The 25211-nt window shown below is 44.9% G+C and carries 21 protein-coding genes; 8 read left to right on the top strand and 13 right to left on the bottom strand.

From position 1 onward, the window contains the following. Positions 1-73: 73 nt before the first annotated feature. Together ybaK and O9X84_RS11765 are read right to left on the bottom strand one after the other, a co-directional pair. Positions 74-559 carry a Cys-tRNA(Pro) deacylase gene (gene ybaK / locus O9X84_RS11770; RefSeq protein ID WP_269519968.1) on the bottom strand — a complete coding sequence of 162 codons (486 nt, stop codon included), beginning with the start codon at positions 557-559 and terminating at the stop codon, positions 74-76. Continuing rightward, complete coding sequence (locus tag O9X84_RS11765; protein ID WP_269519967.1) at positions 556-2994, bottom strand: penicillin acylase family protein; 2439 nt, start codon at positions 2992-2994, stop codon at positions 556-558. The genes ybaK and O9X84_RS11765 overlap by 4 nt, the downstream gene beginning before the upstream one ends. A 123-nt stretch (positions 2995-3117) precedes the next feature. Here O9X84_RS11765 and nagZ point away from each other — a divergent pair, with 123 nt between their 5' ends. Next, positions 3118-4128, top strand: coding sequence for a beta-N-acetylhexosaminidase (gene nagZ / locus O9X84_RS11760; protein WP_332108328.1), 1011 nt, complete (start codon positions 3118-3120; stop codon positions 4126-4128). Positions 4129-4147: 19 nt separating this feature from the next. Here nagZ and O9X84_RS11755 read toward each other — a convergent pair whose 3' ends face one another. The 4 genes from O9X84_RS11755 to O9X84_RS11740 form a co-directional block, all read right to left on the bottom strand. After that, positions 4148-4663, bottom strand: a complete 516-nt coding sequence (locus O9X84_RS11755; RefSeq protein WP_269519964.1) for a cob(I)yrinic acid a,c-diamide adenosyltransferase — start codon at positions 4661-4663, stop codon at positions 4148-4150. 12 nt (positions 4664-4675) lie between these two features. Beyond that, the gene (locus tag O9X84_RS11750) at positions 4676-6343 is read right to left on the bottom strand and encodes a CsiV family protein (RefSeq protein WP_269519963.1); all 1668 of its coding nucleotides are present in this window, start codon (positions 6341-6343) and stop codon (positions 4676-4678) included. 1 nt (position 6344) lies between these two features. Continuing rightward, on the bottom strand, positions 6345-9848 hold the full coding sequence (mfd, locus tag O9X84_RS11745; RefSeq protein ID WP_269519962.1) for a transcription-repair coupling factor: 3504 nt from the start codon (positions 9846-9848) through the stop codon (positions 6345-6347). Positions 9849-9918: 70 nt separating this feature from the next. Further along, entirely contained in the window at positions 9919-10518 is a 600-nt protein-coding gene (locus O9X84_RS11740) for a PilZ domain-containing protein (protein WP_269519960.1), read from the bottom strand. 178 nt (positions 10519-10696) lie between these two features. Between O9X84_RS11740 and O9X84_RS11735 the strand changes: the two genes are divergently transcribed. Beyond that, positions 10697-11929, top strand: coding sequence for a lipoprotein-releasing ABC transporter permease subunit (locus tag O9X84_RS11735; protein ID WP_269519959.1), 1233 nt, complete (start codon positions 10697-10699; stop codon positions 11927-11929). Positions 11930-12125: 196 nt separating this feature from the next. Next, complete coding sequence (locus tag O9X84_RS11730; protein WP_269519958.1) at positions 12126-12689, top strand: phosphoribosyltransferase; 564 nt, start codon at positions 12126-12128, stop codon at positions 12687-12689. A gap of 136 nt (positions 12690-12825) precedes the next feature. Here the strand turns inward: O9X84_RS11730 and O9X84_RS11725 are convergent, their stop codons facing one another. From O9X84_RS11725 to O9X84_RS11705, 5 genes are all read right to left on the bottom strand, one after another. Then, positions 12826-14313, bottom strand: coding sequence for an ATP-binding protein (locus O9X84_RS11725; RefSeq protein ID WP_269519957.1), 1488 nt, complete (start codon positions 14311-14313; stop codon positions 12826-12828). 127 nt (positions 14314-14440) lie between these two features. Then, positions 14441-15619 (bottom strand): FIST signal transduction protein, encoded by a 1179-nt coding sequence (locus tag O9X84_RS11720; protein WP_269519956.1) that lies wholly within the window; start codon positions 15617-15619, stop codon positions 14441-14443. A gap of 108 nt (positions 15620-15727) precedes the next feature. Beyond that, a complete protein-coding gene (locus O9X84_RS11715) occupies positions 15728-16369 on the bottom strand; it encodes an energy-coupling factor ABC transporter permease (protein WP_269519955.1) in 642 nt (213 codons plus the stop codon). Positions 16370-16534: 165 nt separating this feature from the next. Then, positions 16535-17341 carry an exodeoxyribonuclease III gene (gene xthA, locus O9X84_RS11710; protein ID WP_269519954.1) on the bottom strand — a complete coding sequence of 269 codons (807 nt, stop codon included), beginning with the start codon at positions 17339-17341 and terminating at the stop codon, positions 16535-16537. A gap of 211 nt (positions 17342-17552) precedes the next feature. Beyond that, complete coding sequence (locus tag O9X84_RS11705) at positions 17553-18227, bottom strand: biliverdin-producing heme oxygenase (RefSeq protein WP_269519953.1); 675 nt, start codon at positions 18225-18227, stop codon at positions 17553-17555. A 159-nt stretch (positions 18228-18386) separates the two neighbouring features. On the opposite strand from O9X84_RS11705, the gene O9X84_RS11700 reads away from it, so the two are divergent. Both O9X84_RS11700 and O9X84_RS11695 read left to right on the top strand, forming a co-directional pair. Beyond that, positions 18387-18899: a DUF2750 domain-containing protein gene (locus O9X84_RS11700; RefSeq protein ID WP_269519952.1), complete on the top strand. Its 513-nt coding sequence runs from the start codon at positions 18387-18389 to the stop codon at positions 18897-18899. A 5-nt stretch (positions 18900-18904) separates the two neighbouring features. Continuing rightward, positions 18905-19309 (top strand): SufE family protein, encoded by a 405-nt coding sequence (locus O9X84_RS11695; RefSeq protein WP_269519951.1) that lies wholly within the window; start codon positions 18905-18907, stop codon positions 19307-19309. Positions 19310-19359: 50 nt separating this feature from the next. On the opposite strand, the gene O9X84_RS11690 is transcribed toward O9X84_RS11695, so the two are convergent. Further along, the gene (locus O9X84_RS11690; protein WP_269519950.1) at positions 19360-20679 is read right to left on the bottom strand and encodes a glycosyltransferase family 4 protein; all 1320 of its coding nucleotides are present in this window, start codon (positions 20677-20679) and stop codon (positions 19360-19362) included. A 388-nt stretch (positions 20680-21067) separates the two neighbouring features. Between O9X84_RS11690 and O9X84_RS11685 the strand changes: the two genes are divergently transcribed. Continuing rightward, on the top strand, positions 21068-21913 hold the full coding sequence (locus tag O9X84_RS11685) for an HDOD domain-containing protein (protein ID WP_269519949.1): 846 nt from the start codon (positions 21068-21070) through the stop codon (positions 21911-21913). A 76-nt stretch (positions 21914-21989) separates the two neighbouring features. Here the strand turns inward: O9X84_RS11685 and O9X84_RS11680 are convergent, their stop codons facing one another. Next, positions 21990-22805 (bottom strand): acyl-CoA thioesterase, encoded by an 816-nt coding sequence (locus O9X84_RS11680; RefSeq protein WP_269519948.1) that lies wholly within the window; start codon positions 22803-22805, stop codon positions 21990-21992. A 169-nt stretch (positions 22806-22974) separates the two neighbouring features. Between O9X84_RS11680 and O9X84_RS11675 the strand changes: the two genes are divergently transcribed. Both O9X84_RS11675 and O9X84_RS11670 read left to right on the top strand, forming a co-directional pair. Then, positions 22975-24300 carry a spinster family MFS transporter gene (locus O9X84_RS11675; RefSeq protein WP_269519947.1) on the top strand — a complete coding sequence of 442 codons (1326 nt, stop codon included), beginning with the start codon at positions 22975-22977 and terminating at the stop codon, positions 24298-24300. Positions 24301-24393: 93 nt separating this feature from the next. Beyond that, a complete protein-coding gene (locus O9X84_RS11670) occupies positions 24394-25200 on the top strand; it encodes an alpha/beta fold hydrolase (protein WP_269519946.1) in 807 nt (268 codons plus the stop codon). Positions 25201-25211: the final 11 nt, after the last annotated feature.

Below are 25211 nucleotides of genomic sequence, written 5' to 3'. Positions count from 1 at the left end.
TCGAGCGCTCATACCGAGTACTCATATGAATAGCTCACGTCGAGCGCTCATACCGAAAGCTCATATATATAGCTCATACAGATAGATTGGCAAATTTTGCATTAGTGAGTGCACCGAGGTCGGTGGCACTTAACGCAACCTCTAAACCACGTTTACCTGCACTCACATGAATGAGCTCGAGTTGTAGCGCACTTTCGTGAATAACCGTAACAAGTCGCTTTTTCTGTCCTAGCGGGCTTACCCCACCAAGCACATACCCTGTTGATGCGACTACTTCGTCGGCACTGGCCATGGTTACTTTCTTTGTTCCTAGCACTTTTGCCATTTTCTTTTCGCTCAGCTTAGTCGTAACGGGTACAACGGCTACTGCCAGTTCCTTATGCTCCTTATTTTCCTTATTCTCATACCTCACTACCAGAGTTTTAAACACGCTTTCAGCAGCCACGCCTAATTTCTCAACGGCTTCTAATCCATAAGATGAGGCGTTTGAGTCGTGTTCGTATTTTAGCACGCTGTGCTTAATACGCTTTTTGGATAGCAGCGTAATGGCAGGTGTCATTCTTCTTCTTTCTGATAAAATGTGCGTGAATAAATAATATCGCCAGGCAAAAGAGGCGTCGCCGCCTGAGTGGCATAGTCATCAAAACCTGCTGTAAAAAATTCTGACAGAGGATGGCCAGACTGCCCGCCAGGCAGAGTAAGAATAGCATTGTCTAAATGCCCTGGGCTTACAAAGAAACGCTCTGAAGCACCAAAGCCAGAAGACTGTACCGCGGGCATGTAGGTATCACCAAAACCTGAAACAGGGGCCATATTTAACTTATCATCTATTAACGGTATTTGTGCCGAGAAGGGGTGTTTAACTGTTAGCGCGTTTACACTTCCCCAGTTAAGCATGTCCATATTTGCCTCAAGAGGAGAGTATTTATTGAGAAGCTTATGCTTGGCTCGCCTGTAGGCATCTACCAACAACTCATCGAAAGTATCAGTTCCCTCGGGAAGCCAGCTGTTTGGCTGACTTTGTATTAGCTGCCACGTGGCAGGCTCGATGCCACGCAAAAGCGTTCGGCTTTGAACGCCTTGCTCATCGAGTGAGGATAAAATACCACCAAACAGTGTTTGTACTACTTCACGGCGAAAGTGCTTTACTAAGGTGTAACCCACAGAGTCGTCGCAAGCACAACTTTCCCATGTGTTTAAATAGGCTAGATCGGGCTTAAACTCTACATTTTGCATAGTTAAAAGGCCACTGAGTAAATTATGCCACGGAATAAGGAACTGAGCATGGTTGTCTAACTGGATGGCGTAAAAATCAGTTTCGGTGAAGGTGTCTTTTTCAAACAGTCGGTCTCTTATTTGTCTACCTCTTGCTCCAAGTGCGTATCCACCATCGCCTAGTCGAGATAAGTCTTTCGCTGCAATAACCCGAGCGTTGGCTGTCCATAGTCTATTAGATACAGGGTTTTTTACCATAGGCAGCATGGTTGCCGGGCGCGGGGGATTATTCCGCATTTCTTGTTCAGATATTGCGATATAAGACGCTTTTTCTCTGTGTAGTAAAGCGCCGCCAGGCATCCATGCCGTATTACCTTCACTATCAACCATCACCAAGTTTTGCGTTGGATTAGCAATTTGCTTCCCAATGTCTATTGCCTCATCCACAGATTTAGCGTTACCAAATTCGGTAATAGCTAAGTTGGCAGCAAACGCATGATGGGCTACCCAATTAAGGGCGTAGCGTTTACCGTTAAGTGTTTTTACCGGGCCAAATTCACTAACTTCCATGGTGTATTCATAGCTGCCAGAGGGAAGGGGAATGGTTTCTGTCACTGTAGTGGTTTCTGTATCGCTATTAAGCGCCACCCAATCTACGTTGTCTAAATTAGCATTGGTAAAACCCCAGGCAATATTGCCGTTAGTGCCCACAACAATACCGGGTATACCTGGTAGCGATACGCCCGTAATCGAAATATCTTGCCCAGCTTCACTGTAATTTAGCTGAGTGCGATACCAAATAACGGGAACACGAAGGCTTAGGTGCATATCGTTTGCCAGCAGTCCTGCTCCGGTTGGCGTAACTGCGCCCGACACCGCATAGTTATTGCTGCCTATGTCGGGAAGTTCAGTGCCACTATAGCTAAAACGAGCGCGGTTATAGCGAGCGCGGTTGCTATCAATATCGCCGCCTGAATAATCATAAATGTCACCTGACAGGGCTTTATTATTACCGTTGATATAGGCTCGAATATCTGCATTTTCACTTTCATTTTTACTTTCGTCCGCAGCTTTAAGCTTGCTAGGGTATTCGGGAATAGGAGCCGTAGACAAAGGGAGTTCGCTGCCATCGAGAGCGGCCTGAAAAGGACTTTGTTGGGTAACAAAATGATAAATTTCATCCCCAAAGGTATCTTTAAGGGCGGTTCTTGCAAGATCCAGCTTTACTTGCCCGTCCTGCAAATCTAAATACATGCTGTAAATAACCAAAATACTGTCGGTAGGCCGCCATTGTGTTATCTCCATACCGGCTGCAATGTATTCAAAAGGAAGAGTAGTGTACTCATCAATGGCTTCATTTACCCCGTGAGCATAGCGAATAAGCAGTTCTTGTTGTTTACTGGGTAAGTTTTCGAAAACGGTTTGTGCTCGTTGTTCAAATTGATGGAAACGGGCGTTTTTATCTATGTCTAAGGCTGCGCTGCCTACCCAGGCTGATAAATTGCCAGAGGCTGCTCTGCGCTGCAAATCCATTTGAAAAAAGCGGTCTTGACCGTGAGCAAACCCCAATGCATAGGCAGCATCAAATAGGTTATCAGCGTTTATAACGGCATGACCTAGCGAGTCTCTCGAAAGCTGGGTAGGCTGGGTTACGTGATAAGTGGCACTGTTACCGTCTAATTTGGGTAAACTTAAATGTAATGTGGTGTATACAGCAGTTGCGGCAATCGACAACAATAGTACCGCACCCACAACAAGCCACTTGATCCAATTTATCACGTGAATTACTCCGCTTTTTTCTCTATCCTACCCCAATAAACTCAACAATGAGAAGTGATGTTTTATGAGACTAATTGAACGCGCTATTCCTGATGAAAATAAGGATGTGCTGTGGGCCCATTAATGCTCGATTGTCAGGCAGAGGAGCTATCGCCTGAAGAAAAAGAGAAGCTGGCGCACCCCGTGGCGGGCGGCGTTATTTTATTTTCTCGTAATTACCATGATAAGCCTCAACTGTCGGCACTGATAAAAGATATTCGCCGGTATGCGAATAAGCCTTTGCTTATCGCAGTTGACCACGAAGGGGGGCGAGTACAGCGTTTTCGTGAGGGATTCACCGCCATTCCTGCCATGGGCGATATCTTGCGCCATACGAAAAACGAAGGCGAAAGTGCTGCTCTTGCCCACGCTTGCGGACTTGCGTTAGCCGTAGAGCTTAAAACACTGGATATCGACTTTAGCTTCGCCCCTGTATTAGATATAAACGGCGTGTCGCAAGTAATAGGCGACCGCGCTTTTGCTGATAATGCCACTGATGTAGTGCGCTTAGCCGCGTCTCTTATCGACGGGCTTAAAAGGGCAAACATGCCTGCTATTGGTAAGCATTTTCCTGGCCACGGCAGCGTTGCCCCAGACTCACATATTGCATTGCCCCTTGATGAGCGCGATTTTGACGAGATAAAACTCACCGATATGGTAGTGTTTGAACGATTACTAGAGCGCGAATTACTAGATGGCGTTATGCCTGCTCACGTTATTTATAATCAAGTGTGCTCAGAGCCTGCTGGTTTTTCTTCCCGTTGGCTTAAGCAGATACTAAAGACAGACCTTGGTTTTAGAGGCGCTGTATTTTCTGATGACTTATCTATGCACGGAGCGTCTGTTGCCGGCGGCTATGTCGAGCGGGCAGATGCGGCATTAAACGCAGGGTGCGATATGGTATTGGCGTGTAACAATGTTGAGGGCGCTGAACAAATTTTAGATGGATTGGAGGGGCGTATTGCCCAGCAGTCTCAAGAAGATATTCAAAAGCGCGACCGCGTCATGAAGCTGTATGGACGCGTATTGCCCTCTGGACTGCGTGAGCAGTACCAGAGCGCCGTGGCGCTTATAGAATCGCAGATACGCTTATAGAGAGCGAGTGGGGCGGTTGTTAAACCGCCACCTCGTCGACACCGGCTTCAATATTTAGAAAGCGTGCAAAGGTAAATAAGAAATCACTCAAGCGGTTTAGGTATGCATGCACCACTTCAGGTACGTCGTAGTGTTTGGCTAGGCTTATTACCGCGCGCTCTGCACGTCTACACACCGCGCGACACACATGGGCTTGCGCCGCATCTTCACTGCCGCCCGGCAATACAAAAGACGTATTCGGTGGCATTTGATTGGTTAACTCATCAATAAGGCTTTCAAGGGCTTCAATATCTGATTGGGTTAACGTTGAGCTAGCTGAAATAGCAAAGCCTGCCTGAAAGAGATTGCGCTGAATAGTGTGCAATTGGGCGCGATGTTGCCGCGCTACAGAAGCGGCTAATAAACCAATATGGCTGTTAAGCTCGTCAATATCACCGTAACTTTGTACCACTAAATCATCTTTATCTACGCGGATCGCTTTGTCTGCGTATATTTGTGTACTGCCTTTGTCGCCAGTACGAGTATAAATTTTCATATAACCGCAATCCTATTTATTTGTATCTGCCTGTAAAGGACGTTTGTAGCGTCGTATTTGCACAATAAATCCGTACAGCGGATGGTCGAAGTAATGTAGCTGGTTACTGATAACGCGACGTTGCTCTGCAAGAGGAATAGAAACCAGCTGATACTCAACTGTTTGGGGACCGGTTTCTAACACGCTGCTGTCAGCGTCGTCATTTAACGATGTACCGCTTTTAGATGAGGTAAGCTCTGAAGCACCATTAATACCGGTAAAATACTGTGTAGGCACTTGATGGCGATAAAACATTTCACTGTCGATGTGCAAATAGGGCACTCGGTTGATGTATTTTAAAAATACCTTCATTCGCCCGTCAATTTCCCAAATTGGCTCACGGAATGCATTACTCGTGTCTGCGGTCTTGTCGCTTAAATTGCCCTCTGTTCCCAAGCGTTGAAGGGCTTTAAATGAGACTGGTTCAGGTTGTGACAAACGCTGCTCTAACGACGTGAAAAAGCCGCTACGGATGTCGGCAGTTTGTTCATCCTCATTGAGAACACTTACCCTCACTTGTTTTTCAGAAATGAACGTATCGTCAGCTGTAGCGGGTTTATCTTTTATTTGCTCGCCGGCTTGATTAAAGCGACTCGCGTAATTAGTGCCGCCAAACAGACGCACGTTAAAGGCTTTATTTTTACCAAACTCTACGGGTTGACGCCACGTAACATGGAGCAGCCGTTCTAATTGACGGTTAGAGCGTATTTGCCGAGAAATAGAGGTTAGCTCTTGCATATCGCTAGACAGAAGGTGAGACGTGGATGCTAGCGGCCAGTCGTGGCCTTCAATTTCAACAGGTAATTGGTCTGGCGCTGGCATACTGTAATCAACGCTATGTCGCTGCCATTTAAATCCGTCTGGTTGCTGCTTTACGCTAAGCCAAGGCTTCTGAGTTTCGCAGTAAGTAGATTGAGGCATTGACACTGTTGGCTCTGAATGAGCACCAAAAAAATCAGTCCAGTTTACGCTTGTCCAATAGGATGCAATAGCTTCTAAAGAAGGTGATGATGGGCTTTGACTAGCCTCACCGCTTTGCGCAAAATCGCTGTTTCCGTAGCTACTATTTCCATAACTACTATTTCCATAGCTACTATTTCCATAGCCACTGTTTTCATAAGAGCTGCTTTCATAAGAGCTGCTTTCAACATCGCGGCTTTTATCATTTTTGCTTAATACAGCGGAATAATCATCAGCATTGCCAGAGGCTTTGAGTGATTCTGTGCTTTCTACCGTATTTGAGTCTTTAAACTGGCTTGGCTCGCTAAGTAGGTTACTACTATTCAACGCTACAAAGTCAGTATCGTAAGCAGGAACTAGTAAACCCAGATCTTTTGGCCAAGCGGGCAAAGCTGCTTTTTCAGGCTGGCCGTTGATATCGCAAGTGGCTAAGTTTTGTTTGATAAAACGAATATCCGGCATGATTACCGCACTGATCACATCGGCTTCACTCGCGGGTATTGCAAATGATTCAGCAAGGTCAAACTGCTCTTCTAACTCTGTGAGTGCTATGTTGCGCTTAAAGGCAACCACTTCTACATCAAACCACCAGTCGTCGCTGTTCGCTGAATTGGCCGTTAACGGATTAGTAAGACAAGCGGCCAACACAGCAGCTAATGTGCACCTGCGAAATAACATCATGTTATCGCGACTCCTTTGCAAAATCGGCAATGATATCGCTAACAAACGCAATGCGCTCTTTAGCTGTCTCGGTTTTCTTTACCAAACGAAGCTTTTGGCTACCTTCAAACTTAAAGGTGTTTGGCTTGGTTTGAACCTGTTTTATTATGTAGGCAGGGTCAACCTTGGTGGTTTCTTTAAACTCCATGGTACCGCCTGTAGCAGACAAGTCTACTTTTAGTATGCCTATGGCTGCGGCTCTTATTTTTATTTCAGCCACATCCACAAGGTTTTTAGCAGGCTCTGGTAATAGGCCAAAGCGGTCGATACATTCCACTTGAAATTCATCAATGTCGTCTTGGGTCATGCAGCTTGCAAGACGCTTATAAAGCGACAGTCGAGTATTGACATCGGCAATGTAATCTTCTGGCAGTAATGCTGGAATTCGCAACTCTACTTCGGTGTGACCAGACAACGCATCATCAAGCGACGGCTCTCTACCTTCTTTTAACGCATTTACCGCTTTATCCAGCATATCCATGTACAGGCTGAAACCAATGCTTGCTATTTGTCCAGACTGATCGTCGCCAAGCAACTCACCCGCACCACGAATTTCTAAATCGTGAGTCGCCAAAGCAAAACCAGCGCCTAAGTCTTCTAACTGCGCAATGGCGTCTAGGCGTTTGCCGGCGTCTTTGGTCATACGCTTAGGGTGAGGTGTTAACAAGTATGCGTAAGCCTGGTGGTGAGAACGACCCACACGGCCTCGTAATTGATGCAGCTGCGCTAAGCCCAAATGATCGGCTCTATCCATAATAATAGTATTAGCACTTGGCACATCAATACCGGTTTCGATAATGGTAGTACACACCAGTACGTTATAACGTTGATGATAGAAGTCGCTCATTACGCCTTCCAAATCGCGCTCACGCATTTGTCCGTGGCCTACAGCAATTCGAGCTTCTGGCACTATTTCGGCAATTTCTTCGGCGGTTCGGGCAATGCTATTCACTTCATTGTGAAGGAAGTAAACCTGACCACCACGCAAAATTTCCCGCATAATGGCTTCGCGAATAGTGGCTGTATTACGCTGCTGCACAAAGGTTTTTATGGAAAGTCGTCTTGCAGGCGGTGTCGCAATAATTGACAAGTCGCGCATGCCAGAAAGCGCCATATTTAGCGTTCGCGGAATAGGCGTGGCAGTCAGAGTGAGTATATCTACATCGGCGCGCAGCGATTTTAGCTTTTCTTTTTGACGAACGCCGAAACGGTGCTCTTCATCAATAATAACTAGGCCCAAATCTTTGTACTTAATGTCGCTTGATAGCAGCTTGTGCGTTCCCACCACAATATCAACTTTGCCTTCACCAATGCGCTGGGTGACGTCTTTTTGCGCTTTACCGCTTACAAAGCGGCTCATAACTTCTATTTCAAAGGCCCAGTCGGCAAAGCGATCTTTAAAGTTTTCATAGTGCTGCTGAGCAAGCAGTGTTGTAGGTACCAAAATCGCCACTTGTTTACCGTGGTTCGCCGCCAAGAAGGCCGCACGCATGGCCACTTCTGTTTTACCAAAGCCCACGTCGCCGCATACTAAACGGTCCATGGCTAATGGATTGCCCATGTCGTGCATTACCGCGGCGATGGCTTGAGCTTGGTCTGGTGTTTCTTCAAATGGAAAACTATCGGAGAATTTTTGATAGTCGTCCCAGTTTATTTTGTAAGCAAAGCCTGGTTTAGCGGCGCGGCGAGCATACACATCGAGCAGTTCAGCGGCCACATCGCGCACTTTTTCAGCGGCTTTTTGCTTGGCTCTCGACCACGCATCTGAGCCTAGAGAGTTAATAGGGGCGCTATCTGCATCACCGCCGGTGTAACGAGAAATTAAATGCAGTGAGGCAACAGGCACGTACAGCTTCGACTGTTTGGCGTACTCAATACATAAATATTCGGTAGCAACGCCGCCTGCATCAAGAGTTTGCATACCAAGATAACGACCAACACCGTGGTCGAGGTGCACCACCGGCTGGCCAACAGACAGCTCGGCTAAGTTGCGAATAATAGCGCTTTCGTCGGTGGCGGTGCGCTTGTCGCGAAGACGGCGCTGACTTACTTTATGGCCTAAAAGCTCGGTTTCAGTAATGAAAAGCAGCTCGCCTTCTTTGCTTTTCCAACGAAAGCTATGTTCTACCAAGCCAACGGTAATACCAATAGCATCATGATTTAAAAGAAATTGGTTAAATGAGTCTACGGGCTTAGGTTTAATACCTGCTTTTGCCAGTACCGTCATTAGCCCTTCGCGCCGGCCTTGAGTTTCGGCACAAAACAGCACCTTTGCGCCTTGTTTGGTTGCCTCATTAACGGTGGCAATTAAGCGCTCAGCCGGTACTTTTTTCTGCGAGTTTATGGCAATGTCGTCTAGCTTTTCGCACAGCAAGTTTGTACTGCCCGCTTTTTCTTCTAGCACTTCACTGCGCATGGAGGCGCGGGGCCACTGCTTTATTTCGCCGAACAACTCGTTAATAGGTAGAAATAAATCATCAGGTGCTAGCAGTGGGCGAGCTAGGTTATACCGATATTGTTCGTAACGTTCTTGTACATCAGCCCAGAAAAACTCACTGGCATCTTGCACATCGCCATGAAGCAGCAACATGCTTTTAGGGTGTAGATAGTCGAATAACGTGGCAGTTTTTTCAAAAAACAGCGGAAGATAATATTCTACGCCGCTAGGCATGGTGCCTTTGCTAACTTGAGAGAAAATACTTTCTGAGGCGTTGTTGGCGTCAAACTTTTCTAAAAATTGCTGCCTAAATAGTGTAATTGCGTCTTTGTCTGTAGGGAACTCACGAGCCGGAAGCAATCGAATGTTATCAACGGCATCGCCGGAACGCTGGGTTTCGGTGTCGAAAAAGCGAATAGAGTCTATTTCGTCATCAAATAGGTCTATTCTGAAAGGCTGATCGCTACCCATTGGGAACAGGTCGATAATACTACCGCGCACTGAAAATTCACTGTGGCTCATTACTTGGCTTACATGCAGGTAGCCGGCTTGTTCTAAATTGCGTCTAAATTGGTCTCTGTCTAGGGTTTCACCTTTATTTAGCATTAACAGATATTTGGCAAGATAATTTGTGGGTGCCAAACGCTGCATTAGGGTGTTAACGGGCACAATAAAAATACCGTCAACTTGCTGGGTAAATCTAAATAATGTTTCTAAACGCTGAGACACTATATCTTGATGGGGCGAAAACGAGTCGTAGGGCAGGGTTTCCCAATCAGGAAATAGGGTTATAGGAACATCTTTCGCAGAGGGCTTATTGGCCATAAAGAACGCGAGTTCTTTCTCTAATTTCATCGCCGATGGCGTATCGGCGGTAATCAGCACTATTGGGCCGTTATACTGCTCCTGTGCTTGGCTTATACAAAGCGCAGTACTGCTACCCTGTAATTGCCCCCATTGCTTATGATCCTGAGACGATGCGTCTTTCTTCTGCGCCGGAAGGGGCAGCGATAATAAGGTGGCTGTCATGACGTCCTATAACTGTTTAATACAATTTATACCAATGTAAGATGGCAATGAGTACTGCTTATGGTGCCAATTAGGATCCAGATTTTTTCTCTTTCGCCCGTTTTCTAAGCTGCTGAGTTTGAACATGCAGGCTAGCTCGCACCAATAATTCTTGATCTTGCTCTCGAATGGCACTGAAAATAAAGGCTATATGGTAGCTATCTTCCACACTCTCGCAAGTAATAACTTCACCGTAACAGAATATGGCTGCCGCTTCGGCATCTAGAAAGAGCTTGAGTTCAGCAAAAGACCCGACCTCTAAAGGAGAGCCTGACTCGATTACAACACCGCCGCCTCCATATTTCACAGAGCGATAGCGTTGCGCCTCTTCGTCTTGCTGATGCAGCACAAATGACATCATCAAATCTATTTTCCTAGATTGATGGTTAAGAAAGTCGGCTAACGATTCGGCGTGATCGCCCAAATTACGCAGGGGCCTTATGGCCTGCGCTTCAATAGTGGCCATTTCACTGGCAATACGAAATGCGTAAGGCATGGCTTCTTCAATAGCGTATTCATCCGGAACAACTTCGTTGTCTTCTAATGGCCTAACATTTACGTTGATGCCAGAGGCAATTGAAAAGTATTCGTCGAATTGGGCTTTTTTTTCATCTAGGCTAAGTTTACTCACGACATTCCCCTGCCACTAATTCTTGTGCAGCCAGTAGCTTACACGTAGTATAGCCACTTTACTATTTTGGGTGTATCTCGTCATCTCACCTTTTGACTAATTAAAGCTAGGTCCACACTAATGGGGTGACCACGCTACCGGTGGGCGAGACGTTAATTTCTTTTTTAAGCAAGGCGCCATGTCCTATCCTCTTTCAGCATCAATAGCCTATCGGTATGCCAAATCTAGCAAGAGCAATCAAACTAGCTTTGTGTCTTTTATTAATCGCTTTTCAGTAGCAGGGATAGCCTTAGGGCTTACGGCGCTTATTATTGTTGTATCGGTAATGAATGGCCTAGAAGGGCAGCTAAAGCAGCGCATTCTTGGCATTGTTCCCCATATCGAAGTCACCTCAGCGGCCAACGACAACATAGCGTCCACACTTGCCGAGTCGTCTATTCACGACGTAATCGCAGTAATGCCTTACCGAGAAACTGAAGCGGTTGTGCAGTCTAAACGAGATTTAAGAGGTGTGCAGGTTCACGGAATTCTTCCCGCACAAATGAAGCAACACACCATGGTAGCCAATAACATGGAGCAGGGGCGTTTTACCGACTTAGAAGCGGGCAGCTTTAGAGTCATCATAGGGCGGGCATTAGCGCAAAAGTTAGATGTGCGCGTTGGAAACCGCCTTCGCGTAATGGTTGCCGGTGCTAGCGTTTATACACCATTTGGCAGAATGCCGAGCCAACGCCTGGTAACAGTATCAGGTGTTTTTGATATGGGCTCGCAAATGGACGACAAAGTGTTGTATATGAACATCAGCGACGTCAATCGCTTGCTTCGCGACACCAAAGGACAAGGCGAGTCAGTACGGCTATTTTTAAACGATGCATTCAATTATTTAGCCACTGTCGAAACCCTTACCAGTGAATTTGGTATTAATGCTGCCGCTATAAAGACGTGGCGCGAGCGGCAGGGGCCTTTATTTGACGCGGTAAAAATGGAAAAGAACATGATGATGCTGATGCTGCTACTTATTATTGCAGTGGCGGCGTTTAATATTATATCTGCTCTTGTAATGGTGGTATCGGAAAAGCAGGGCGATATTGCAGTATTGCAAACCCAAGGCATGACGCCTAACACCGTGATGTGGATTTTTGTTTTAAATGGTTTATTTAACGGTATTAAGGGCGCAGGAATTGGGCTGATATTGGGCTGTATTATTACCAGTCAGCTTAATAATCTGTTAGCACTGGTTAACTCGCCACTTGCTCTAGCTGCCGATGGTAGCGGGCTGCCTATTGATATGGATGTCGTACAAATTGTCAGCATTACAGGTTTTTCTGTTCTGCTATGCGTTTTGGCAAGTATTTACCCTGCCTTCAAAGCAATGAAAACTCAGCCTTCCCAGGTGCTACAAAATGAGTAATTTACTCACTGGCTTTTCAAGCCAATAAAAGAGGTAGTCAACTACGTGGCCCAAAAACGCTAAATCGTTTTGGCAACTAAATCGATTACTAGTTTGTGTCTGATTTGATAACAGCTGAATTAACCGAGTTTTCCGTGCAAAATGCCCTGAAATTCACTATACTCGCGGTCTTTTAAATTTCGCCGAATGAGACGTTATGAACAAGAATTTTATCACCTCGCAATCCCTATTACAGGACTCCTTTCGTTTAGCTGCAAAGGTGTATGACGACGGCTTTCGTCCAGATTTCATTATAGGTATTTGGCGTGGTGGTGCACCGATTGGTATCGCTGTGCAGGAGTTCTTTGAATTCAAAGATACGTCGACTGATCACATTGCCGTTCGCACTTCGTCTTATTACGGGATTAATCAGCAGGCAAAAGAGATTCGCGTGCACGGTTTGCATTATTTAGTTGAAAAGGCGAATGCGGGCGACAAGCTTCTAATTGTTGATGATGTATTTGATTCAGGCAGAAGTGTTGATGCGCTTATTAATCAAATCAACAAGTTGATGCGTTTAAATACTCCAACAGACATTCGAATTGCATGCCCGTGGTACAAGCCGCAAAACAACAAAACCGACATAGTGCCTGATTACTATATTAATGAAAGTGACGAATGGCTTGTGTTTCCTCATGAAATTGCAGGGTTGTCTGAAGAAGAAATTCGCGCTGGAAAAGGTGAGTTGTCTGAGGTAATGGATATTCTGTTCAAAAAATAATGTTAGTAACGTGAGTGTTGAGTATCGTTGCTTTGAATAACGTTTTTTTGAAGCTGCGATGCAAAAAGCTTTGAAAGCCTAAAATGAAAGGCCGTGTTGATTGGTAAGTCGATGCGGCTTTTTTGTTTAGGGCGCCTTATTGTTTAGGCAGATCGTTAGCATTGTGTTTTTGCTCTGCTGAATCAGCAAATTTAGTGCGAGTAGGGTTAGTATTATCCGCAGCGTCTTCGCCTGTAACAGGCAGTTGAAGAATGAAGGTGGTGCCCACATTGACTTCACTTTTTACCTTTATTGTCCCGCCCATAGACTCAATAATTGAGAACGAGATATACAGCCCTAAACCTGTGCCTTTACCCGTTGGCTTTGTTGTGTAAAAAGGGTCAAACAGTTTTTCTAAGTTGTCTTTCTCAATACCGCTACCAGTGTCTTGCACACTCACTATCACCACTTCCTTGTTGTCTTGATAGTCGCATTTGGTTTTGACGGTTAACGTACCGCCAGTGTCCATCGCCTGCGCGGCGTTTACAAAAAGATTGACCAAAACCTGATTCAGTTTACCGGTTTTCCCGCGAATTAACGGTATTTCCGCGAGGTCGGTATTGATGGTTACCTTGTGCTTGAGTTCGCTATTAACTAACCGTAGTCCGTTAGTTATACATTCATTGATATTTACAGTGTCGTCATCTGATACATCTGAACTGTGGGAGAATGAACGCAGGCTCGTAATGATCTCAGTAACGCGATTTAATCCCTCTGCCGATTCTTCGCAGATATCGGCTATTTCATCAACAATAGGGCCTATTTTATTGCTGTTAGACCACTGTTTCGCTTGTTCGGCTAAGGCCGCACGCTCTTCGTCACTGGTGGCCGCGGCAAGTCCCTGTACAATATCCTGCATGCTTGTTAAAGAGGGTAGTATCTCTTTAATAAACATCATGTTGCTATTAACAAAGGCAATTGGGTTGTTTATTTCGTGGGCTACACCGGCGGCAAGCAGACCTAGTGACGCCATTTTTTCCGACGAGATCAGGCTCTTCTCAACCTGCGCTTTTTCTTCTTTTAATTTAATCGTTTCAAGTGCCATTAATTTGGCCTGAACACTCATAGACATTTGTTGAGTAAAGGTGCGGTAGCGGTTTGCCATATCCACATACTCTTGGGTATAGAACCCCAAGGTTTGATGACAAAACACCATAACCGCCTGCTGGTGCACTCTAAATGGGCACAGTAATGCAGAGGTTACCGGAGTATCAAAAAGGTGAAGGTGTTCGCGCCATGTTGGCTGTAGCTTTACATTAAAAAGCGCCACTGGAGAGCTTTTTATGGCCCTGGAAAGTGTTTCGTCCACATTCCACATGGTATCTAATAACGCAGGGTGTGTGGTATTGGTGCAGCGCATTTTACCTTTACTGTCGTTTTCCAGTACAAAGCAAACATCGTAGCTATAAAGGTTGCGAAAAATACCAAACATTTTGGTATACAGCTCTTTTTCGTTTCTTGCGGTAAGCAAAGCCCGAGTGCCAGCCAGCAGCGCATCGCTTTCTTTTTTGTGTGCTTCTGCTTGTTCTTTCAGCCGGTATACGAGGGCTAGGTCTTCGAGAACGTTTTCGTAATCTTTACTCATTTAAAAGCTGCCATCAAAAAACACCTTCGATACAATTCACTGTGAAAAAAGAACTGCCAGTTAACAATCATTATTCCAAAATCGCTAATACTTAGAACCTATTTGGCACCATTATCTTCTTGTAGAATCATTTGGAAAAGACAACCGCCGAAATCATCAAATTGCCATGTCGGCTTTTACCGTCTAAAAACCGGCCTTGTTCACCAAAGGTGTAAGTACCGCAAATAGGCAAGCTCTCAAATTTTTGTTGTAGCGATGTCAGCATAGGGTGAATCTCATCGCCAACAGTCAACCGGCATCCAGCACAATAAACCAAGAGCACACCAACGGCCTTACTGTTATCGGGCAGCAGCATTATAGCGTTATTGATAACCCGTTCTGCCCGTGCTGTTAAACTGGCGATGTTGCCCTCCATGAGCACCAACTCTTCGCCTTCTATCACCTCAGAGAATACGTTTAAGCCGCCATCTTGGCAAACCTCATCGGGGTGACATAAAAGATAATTGAGTGCACCATTTTCCAGCTGAACCGGTTTGCCTAGTGGTGCAGTAGAGGTTAGGCCCAGAATTTGCCCCCCTGTCAATTCGTTAGCTATTAAGCCATTAGTAGCCTCGTTATACGCCTTGGCAGCAGGCACACCGTTGAGTTCTACTATGTGCCTGTTGTGGGCTTTTGATGCTTTGAACGCTATATCAGTTGGTTTGTAACCAGAACTGTAGCTAAGCCCTAGCGGCGAGGAAGGATACATCACTGCCACTGCTAAGCAATTGGCGCCGCTGTGTGATGAAGTGCTGATATACCAATTGCCCTCTACGGTATTGTCTGCGGCCGAGCCGCCAAAAATAGGTACTTGCTCGCCTACAACGCTGGTAAAACCATTGAGTATGGCTTCTTCCTCACCGGGTGGAAGCGCGCACCATATAAGAGAGGGGCTTTCAAACGGACGTCCTGCACTCATAAGCGCATTCTCAAGGGCGCTAGCACCTGCACTAAAGGCGTCAGTTTCTGAGCAATCGGCGCTTCCAACACCAAATGCGCCGGTTTTATCAAAAATTGAAAAAAGACTAAGTCCAGCGTCTGCTTGGGCGCGGGACTCATCGCACAATAAACTTCCAAGACACGACGTCGCCAATAAATAGGGGACGTTAATGTCGTTGAGCGCTGCTACTAATGTACTGGGGTCATGGTCGGCATTAGTAAATGCAATAACCAATGATGTTGGTCCATCGCTTTGAAGTGCATCGCACACTTCTTTTGCGGACGCCAATGTGTCTTTTTCATCTGATGAGTAGGTTTTTATGCGCATAGAATTAACTACATAATTGCTGATAGGCATAGTGTAGATTAAAAATAATTAAAATCTCATTAACAATTAGTTATAGAAATTCGGCTGCTAGAGTATGTCTACCTATCATCAGTTATCGAGGTAAAACTTATCGTGGAAGGTATAAACCCATGTGGGCTGATAAATAACAAGTAACGTAATTGCCATGCCGTTAAGCAATGCTTCAGGAAAAATAAGCAGTGGAATAAGCACCACGTAGTTTGAGAAAACAATGTCCCAGGAGTAGACGCCTTCAATAAAGAAATAACCGCCTAATGCAAAGGTTTTTAGTGCAATACCCACTGCCGCTGGGAAAAAAGCGCACACAAATATGTAAACAAAAAGCTGTCTTGGAATACGGTGAAACGACAGCATAAAGAAAAAGTACGTAACGGCGATGGGAAGTACGGTGCCGAGCAGGCCATTTACCCCAAAACTCTGCCAGGTTCCGTATCCAATGATGTGAGCGCCAATAAGTGCAATAAAAGATGAAATAACCGCGTAGCGAAAGCCGAGCATGAGCGTGAGTACAGACAGGCCAAGGAAGTGTACGTCTAACCCTTCAAAGATACCTGCCTTTAGCAACCACAGCACAAAAAGTGCAGCAGCAGTACCAAACACCAGATGTTGCTGATGTTTGGTTTTCGCGAAATGAACGAGGTCTATGTTTTTAAGCGAGCCTAGTACGAAAAGCCCGTAAACAACCATCGCCAACGTTTGCAATGTACTCACTGTTTCTCCTGTGTGTAGTATTAGCTAAGCGCTACGCGTTTTAAGTACTACTAGTTTTAATACTACTAGTTTTAGTATTACTAGTTTTAGTATTACTAGTTTTAGTACAACGCGTTTGTGCACTTAAGAGCGTTTAACGTTTACCAATGAGTATGAGTCACTAATTTACTCATACGTTGCCCAAATGGGGGCGTGATCAGAGGGCTTTTCAATTCCCCGTAATTCGTAATCTATACCTGCGTCTTTAAGTGCGTTGTGCAACGATGGCGTAGCGAGGATCAAATCTATTCGCAGGCCGCGGTTATCGTTAAACCCTTTAGAGCGGTAGTCGAACCACGAATACTCATCGTCTCTTTGTGGGTTTAGGCTTCGGTAACTATCTTCAAAACCCCAAGACATGAGTGTGTTTAGCCACTCACGCTCTTCTGGTAGGAAGCTACATTTTCCCGTTCTTAACCAGCGCTTTTTGTTTTCTTCGCCAATACCAATGTCTAAATCGGTGTGCGACACGTTAACGTCTCCCATAACAATAACTTTCTCGTCAGGCGTATGGTTGTCGTTAAGGTATGTCATTAAATCTTGGTAATATTTTTTCTTAGCGGGGTATTTGGTTTCGTGCTTTTGATTCTCACCCTGCGGAAAGTACCCGTTCAAAATGGTAACGGGGTCGCCTGCATCGTCGATGGTTTTGAGAATTATCATGCGGCGTTGGGCATCCTCATCGTCTGTAGGGAAGCCCTTTATGACAGCCGTTGGCGATTTCTTCGCTAAAAAGGCCACACCATAATGGCTTTTTTGGCCATGAAAAAAGACCTCATAACCCATGTCCTCAACAGCTTTCACAGGAAACTGTTCATCGTGAACCTTTATTTCCTGCAAACCAATAACGTCGGGTTGGTGAGCATCTATTAATGCTTGTAGCTGATGAAGACGGGCACGGATCCCATTTATGTTAAACGATACAACTTTCATATTTTTCTTTTCTAACAATTCAATGATGGGCCTAGAATACCAGAAACTTGCGACACGCTTAACGGGCTTGATGCATATCGGCGCTAATGTTTGGTGCTAATGTTCGGTGCTTGCCGCTATTTATAAATTCTTTAAGAATAATATACCAACAAGCAGAGAGGGTTGATTAAGATAATTTATACGTTGGAGAATAAAAGGAGAGATTCAGGGCTTACTTACCTGTCTGGGCCTTGCCTAGGGAGATTAAAAATGAAAACCACGAGTTTGCATCTTCCACAATATCTCGAATACCCTTGTCATCATCAAGCTTTAATTCAGCCAAAATATGTTCAACGGTTTGCTTAAACGGGACCCACGCTTTAGCGCATCCTGCCATTGCTGAATAATACGCTGTTGGAACATCGTTATTGAGCTTTTCAAGACGTCTGCTAATCATGTTGGCTCCCATGGAAGATCCTAGCCATACATATATGGCTGCGATAGCCGCTGAGTTTTGCCCGCGAAAGCTGAGTTGGTTCTCAAGCGCATTGACTGTCTGAATATCTAGGCTTTGGCTAGTTTGTGCCTGATTCTCAACGTTCGTCTCAGTATCAAAGCTTTCGGCAAAATTAAATTGCAATGCGTTGGTATCGCGATGTAGTGCAGCAGAAACTTCATCTGTGTTTAACATCTCTGCAAGCCTATTAAGACTCGGTGTTTCGTTTTGCGCTTTTGAAACATGAGACGATGTCGTGCTATGAAATACTGACATTACGCTAAGCACATCGTTATACGTTGAAGTACTAAACTCGGATAGGTTGTGAAATAGCGAAAAAGGGGGCGTTTCTTCTAATGTGGTGTGTTTATCGAGAGTATCTTGTTTTAACGCGGTAAATAGTGTGTGCATGGAGGTAATCTTTTGTCCTGTCTCATCATTTGTATGTGTTCTGGGCAATTTATTTAGACTCGGATAACACTTAAAAGTACGTTAAAGATACCTGACTAGAGACAAACAAAACGATTTGGTAAAACGCCGTAGATGCTGTCATAAATAGACCACGTGTAAATGGTATCACAGACGTTTGAAAAGCGGCATCTCAACATTGGTCTAATTGCCGTTGCACCCACAACTGGCATAGGTATACTTGCCGAAAATTTTAAGACGAGAACCGCCGTGTTTCCAAATACTATTAGTGAAAAATTAAGTGATACAGTAATAGACCAAGCAATGAAGCTGTCTGCAGAAGAAAGACAGATGTTGGTTATCAGTTATGTGAGTAAAGCCAAAGAGGTGTGGTTAGTACAAGGCTCTGAAGGTTTCGTTATGCTTGAAGATGATGGTGCAGTGCGTCTTCCTATTTTCCCCCATCGCGATTTAGCGAATGCCTTTGTTACGTCAAATGGCCTTGACGGAATGTGTGTAAGTACACCATTGGATGAGTTCATATCAACATGGCTGCCTGGTTTAGAAAGTAATAGTGTTGAACTGGTGATGTTTCCAACTCAAAGCGATGTTGAAAACCTGGTGATGACGGCACCAGAGCTCAGCCAAGAGTTAAGTGAAGAGTTAAAGGCTTAGCGAATATGCAATTACTCCCTATTGCAGAGCAACTTTCAAATGCTAAAAGTTGGGATGAGTTTACTCGAACTCTTATGCTTGCAGGTAAAAAGTTACCTGCAATGCCTGAGCACTTGCAGAGCGATGCTACCTCAGTTGAGGGCTGCGAAAGCCCGGTGTGGCTGGTTTTACTAAATGCTGAATGCAGTAAAGATGAATACAGTAAAGGTGAATTTGTTGCTTATTCACCGAGTAAAGTTATTCGCGGCGTACTTGCGGTTTTACTGGAAAAAGCAAACCATTTAGAAAGACGAGAGAGAGTGAACTTTGACTTCGGGGCATATTTACACGAGTGTCAACTACAGCGCTATATGAGTGAGTCACGAGGTAACGGTATAAAATCAGTGATACGTCGATTACAAGTGCTGTAAACCCTCTCAATGTGGGCGCAATTGACAGAGTCTGTACTTATACTTTCCTGCTATTTATTTTTTTCTTCTATCCACTGCGACATATACTTAGTCGCGTTGAGACTTTGATGCCACAGCAAGCTTTGCAGAAATAGTGATTTTCGATGAGTTTCTAGCCCGCTAGCGAGTAGCTTCAATTGCTCGGGAAGCGAAAATTCAGAAGCCTGCGATTTGTATGCGTTAAGCACATCTGCGGTTCTAACGCTGGCGCCCTGCCAGGTTTTTTCGTCGTTGTACAGTGTTACGGCATGTTCGACAAAATCATCCACTGCGTTTTTGTCCATCAATGCTGAGCAAATAGCGCCCGGCCATTGAGCAGACATCGTCTTTATTGCTTCGCTGAGGCCTATATTTTCAGGGGTGCTACCTTCCACATTTCCTTCAATGATGCCTTCGGCACTCAGGTCTTCAATGATGCCTTCGGCACCTAACCACGTAGTGACGCTTGGGGTTTGGGTGCGCATGGCATCAAGTAGCTTCCCTTTTATACCTGCGCCAAATCGAATGGGGGCAAGCAGTACGCGCGCGCTTGAAATAACATCCTGTGCACTATCTGCCCAGCCCTTAATCATAAAGCCTTGTGCTTCATTATGAAGTTGAGAGGCTTTCTTTGGTAAGTAAGCGCCGTAAATATGCAGTTGGGCTTGAGGTATTTTTTTACGAATTGCAGGCCAGATGTGCTGTTTAAGCTGCAGTACTGCATCCCAATTGGGGGCATGTCGAAAGTTCCCAATATGCACGAAATGTTGGCGCTGTGAGAACGCTAAAGTGTGTAGGGGAGGGGCTTCAACAAAAAGGGGATGCAAACGCAGTTGTGCCTTAGGCACGCGATAGTGGTTCTCGAGTAAGTGCTTTTCATACTGCGAAATGACTAATGTAAAGTCGCTGCGCAGAATGGCGGCAACTTCTCGCTGCGCCAGGTCACTATTGAGGTCAGCATGAGATGCATCGCCGGCGTTTTTTACTGCTTCATGCCTTGCTTGGCGAAGGCTGTGCAGGTCTTCCGTGTTTAAAACTCTAAGCGCATTAGGGCACGCTTCTTTTACTCGCCAAGAAAATTGCTCTTCTGTCATGTAGCGGTCAAAAATAACAATGTCGGGATTTATTTCACTTATGCGCTCGTTAAAGCTACTGCAGTTAAGAGCAATTGCTTCGCTGCCAACATCAAATTTTGTTAAGTCTGCTTTGTGAATACTGTCAGTTGCAGCAGTGAGAAAGGTTACTTTGTTGCCCACGTCACGATTTTGCTTTATCAGCGACAGCATGTTTTGCCCCGCAGCAGACGATTTTGGCTCAGGCCATACGTAACCAATTACCACTATGTTTAACATACAAAGATTTATTCCCAGTAAGATATGCGCGGACTATATCAAAACAACTGACATATGTTGAGAGTGAAGACATTGAACGATAGTTATTCCAATAAAAAGGGTTAAATTAAAATAAAAGAAGATTATAAGAAATCAACGCAGCACAGCGCTGAAATGCTACTTTGTTCTACTAACTTGATGAAAGATATCCATTTATTTAGTAGTGCTTGTATCCTTTGGTCTAACGGTATGATTTTAAGCTGTTGAAATTATTGGCAATTATACTTTTTGCTAACATAACAACTGTTGACCATTAGACGAAATACGCCTATACCTAAAGTATTGACGGAGGATCGGATCTCTCTAACAACACAAATACCACATTGGTTGCATTGGAGTGAGTGCACACATGAACATAGATGAATTAGTTTCGACAGCCGAAGACTTATTCGTATTACCAGACTCAGTTTTACGCTTGAAGCGCTGTATGGATGATTCAGCGTCAAGCATAGATAACATTAGCGAGATTATTGCTTTTGACCCGTCTCTAGCCGCACAGATTCTGAGGGTAGCAAATTCCGCACTGTATCGGTTCCCTAATCAAATAGAAACAGTAACCAAAGCTATACAGGTGGTGGGTACACGCTCAACTTACGACTTGGCTTTGGCCTACGGCGTGAGTCAAGCCTTTGGGAATGTTGATGCCCAAATTATTGATTTGGATAAGTTTTGGGAACACAGTGTATCGTGTGGCTTGTTGGCTAAATATTTCGCGGATATAAAAGCGCTCAAAGAGCCTGAACGATTTTTTGTCGCAGGGCTTCTGCATAATATCGGTGAACTCGTTGTCGTTTCAACTCTACCAGAGGCAGCGAAACGCTGCCTGAATTACAACGAGCAAGTCACACCCGCTGAACTTCAGTACGGCGTATTGGGGTATACCTACAGCGAGGTTTCGGCTCGCCTCGTTGAAAAGTGGGGCATTCCAAAAAGTATTTCGGAGCCAATTGCGAATATTCACAATGTGCAAAGTGAATCGCAATCAGATGCAAATCGCATACTCCAGCTTTCCTATGCGCTTTCACTGGACAATGTAAACCCTGAAATTTACCCCAGCTATCACAATTTAAAACCAGAACTGCACGAGCAACTTTTGTTGCAAAAAAACGATTTAGAAGACGCGCTAGATATCACCAATATTCAGTGTATCTCAGTAATATCGTTGTTTAACCCTAATGCGTTCATGCTGTATTGATAGCGTATGAAACTGCAAAGGCCAGCATAACGCTGGCCATCAAAGCTTATATATCAAAAGACTGGGCGCCAAGAGGCTAGTCGAACACCGCCACAGTCTGTCTACTTATCGCAATAACTTCGTTATCTTTGTCCCAAATGGTTGCCTCTGTATGCCCATAACCATCCGCTGCCTGCCGAGTATGTGCTTTATAAGCAAACCAGTCACTTGGTGACACCGGTTTGTGGGGGTGAATAAACTCTAAGTTCCAGCTCACCGTACTTGCCGGGGCAGGAAGCTTCATCATTTGCAGTAGGGTGGGCGGCCAGGCATCAATCATTGTGATGATATGAGCGTCAGTGATCTGCGCTGGTGGCTGCTTAAAACGCATGAACCCGTGATAGATAGTGGTTTTTTTGCGAGTAAACGGAATACCGCCATCTTCTATAGCGAGGTCGAAATAGCGCAAGAACTTGGGCGTTATTTTAGGAATTTGAGGAATGAATTTTGCCTTGTTAGGCGTAGACATCAGGTGGGTTTCGGTATTTTCCACTCGTATGCCCGACTCTCGACCCATGCCAAAACAGGCTTGGGAAAACACACAACTCTTACCATTTTGCATAGCGTGAGCTGTGTATTGAGACACATTTTTTCCCATTCTCAACAGCGTAACTTCTATTGAAAAAGGGGTGTCGAGCATAAGCGGCCCAACAAAGTTGGTGGTAAACGAGCGCAATACCCTATCATCGTTTATTTGTTGTTTCACTGCGGTGTACAACATGCCAGCCGAAATACCGCCGAATGCAGTTCTACCTTGTCCCCACGTTTTAGGGATCACAAGATTGTCTACCTTCCATGTGTTATCAGAAGTTTGTGTAAGGGAGGGAATATCTAACAGTTCATCTACTGTCATAACTGCCTATCTGGTCTGATGAGTCTTAAGTCAAATATCCTACCCTAAGCCGTAGGGAACAAAAAGCCTCAGTTACAAATTTTCGTTATGTTTACAAATAAGTAACAATTAGTTGCCAAATATTTTACCTCATGCGTAGACTGTCCTATCTTCATTTAAAAGGACTGTTATGGCCCATACAAGCGTTGAAGGTTTACCTGCACAAGAAGCGGGTGTATCTCGAAGTTACCGCAACTACGTACTTTTTATTCTCACACTTGTCTATGCATTCAATTTTATTGACCGTCAGATAATAGGTATTCTTTCTCCCTTCATAAAAGCCGATTTAGGTCTTGATGATGCGCAATTAGGATGGCTCAAGGGTATCTACTTTGCGTTGCTATACACGGTGATGGGAATTCCTATTGCTTGGCTTGCCGATCGCTATAGCAGAGTTAACATTATCGCCATTTCACTGACCTTATGGAGTGGTTTTACAGCCGCTTCAGGCCTAGCAGGTAATTATCTTCAGTTAGCCATAGCTCGCATTGGGGTAGGTATTGGAGAGGCTGGCGGAAGCCCACCTTCCCACAGTATTATCTCCGACTTATTCCCGAAAGAAAAACGAGCGGGCGCATTGTCTATTTATTCACTGGGGATCCCGTTTGGCATAATGCTCGCGTTTTTTGCTTCAGCGTTTTTCTTACAAGGCGGCTCGGCCGATTGGCGAACAGTAATGTACAGCGTTGGCATACCAGGCGTACTGCTTGCCCTGCTGCTTAAATTTACGGTGAAAGAGCCCACTCGCTCTGTTACCGCTCCTTCGCAAACAGAAAACGAAAATAAGCCAAGCGTTAAGAAGTCGTTAAAGCAATTGCTTAAAATTCCTACGTGGTGGGGGATGGCGTTGGGTATTTCTTTTGGCTCATTCGGTAACTATGCAATTTCGACCTGGATTATTGATTACTATGTACGTGCCTTTGCTGGCTTAGACATTACCCAGCTGCTGGTTGTTTTCGGCATCATTAACGGTACCGCTTATGCACTAGGCGTATGGTTAGGCGGCTACATCGCTGATAGATGGGGCAAGCACAATAAAAAAGCGTATGCACTGTTACCTGCTATTATGCTTATTGTGGGTTTACCCGCGTTTTATGCCTCTTTACAAGTGCAAGATTTATGGTTGTCTGTAGGGCTGATGGCGCTGCTTTTATTCACCAGTGGTTCGTATTTAGGTCCAAGCTTTGCAATGGCGCAAACGCTAGCACCCATTAACGTGCGAGCAATGTCTACCGCCTTGTTCTTTTTTGTGCTTAACATTATTGCTCTTGGTGGCGGACCAACGCTAACCGGTATCATCAGTCAATCCCTCGTGCCATCGTTAGGTGAGACAGAAGCGTTAAGGCAAGCACTGCTGTATCTCGTTATACCCTATGCATTGTCAATTGCGGTATTCCTGTGGACAAGCACAAAGATTGTGAAAGACTGGGAAATGGCAGAATCGAGAGGGTTATAGTACTATCTCGCCAACGTTCACAATACTGTATGATTAAGGGGCTGTAAGCCCCTTTTATTTTGAAGTCTTTTTATCAGGTTCAGGAGTGACACGGTGTCATCAGCAGAGTTAAGTTTTCACTTCGCCCATGCCAATGGCTTTCCCGCAGGAAGCTACAATACCCTATTTTCAGAATTGCCAAACAACTTTAATCGTTTACATGTTGAGCGCTTTGGTCACGATCCAAAGCTTCCCGTAAATGGTAACTGGCGCAATCAGGTACAAGAACTTATTCGCCACATAAGGGCTGAGAATAAGGACGAGCGCGGTGTATTCGCGGTTGGTCACTCTTTTGGTGCGGTAATATCGTACATGGCCGCGTGTGAGGCGCCGGAATTATTTAGAGGCCTAATATTATTAGACCCTCCCCTTGTTGTGGGGCCAATGAGCCACTTTTTTAGATTGGCCAAGTACACGCCATTAATCAACAAATTAACCCCGGCTAAGTTAGCTCAAACAAGAAACACACAGTGGCCCGCTAATACCGATATGGTGGCTTACTTTCATGGAAAAGCCTTATTTAGAGATATGGATAAACGCTGTGTAAGAGATTACGTTAATGCTGTAACAGCAAATGAGTCGGGCGGTATCTCATTAACATTCAAAGCAGATGTGGAAGCGGCGTTGTTTAGAAACGTGCCCCATAACCTTGGAAAGTACAGGGGTAAGCTTAAGTGTCCAGCAGTGTTAGTAACTGGTTCAAAAAGTAAGGTATGTAGACCAGAAATGTATTCTCGATTACTTCAGCATAACGCAATAACGCACATCGAGCTTGAAGGAGGGCACATGTTTCCGCTAGAGCACCCAGAGGCGGTAGCTAAATTTATTGCTACCACCTTACAACAATGGAATGCTTCGTAAACGAGGGTATA

This window comes from Alteromonas sp. BMJM2 (assembly GCF_027257845.1).
Taxonomy (GTDB): Bacteria; Pseudomonadota; Gammaproteobacteria; order Enterobacterales; family Alteromonadaceae; genus Alteromonas.
The sequence above is the reverse complement of the archived record's forward strand: the minus strand, read 5'-3'. Positions and strand labels throughout refer to the sequence as shown.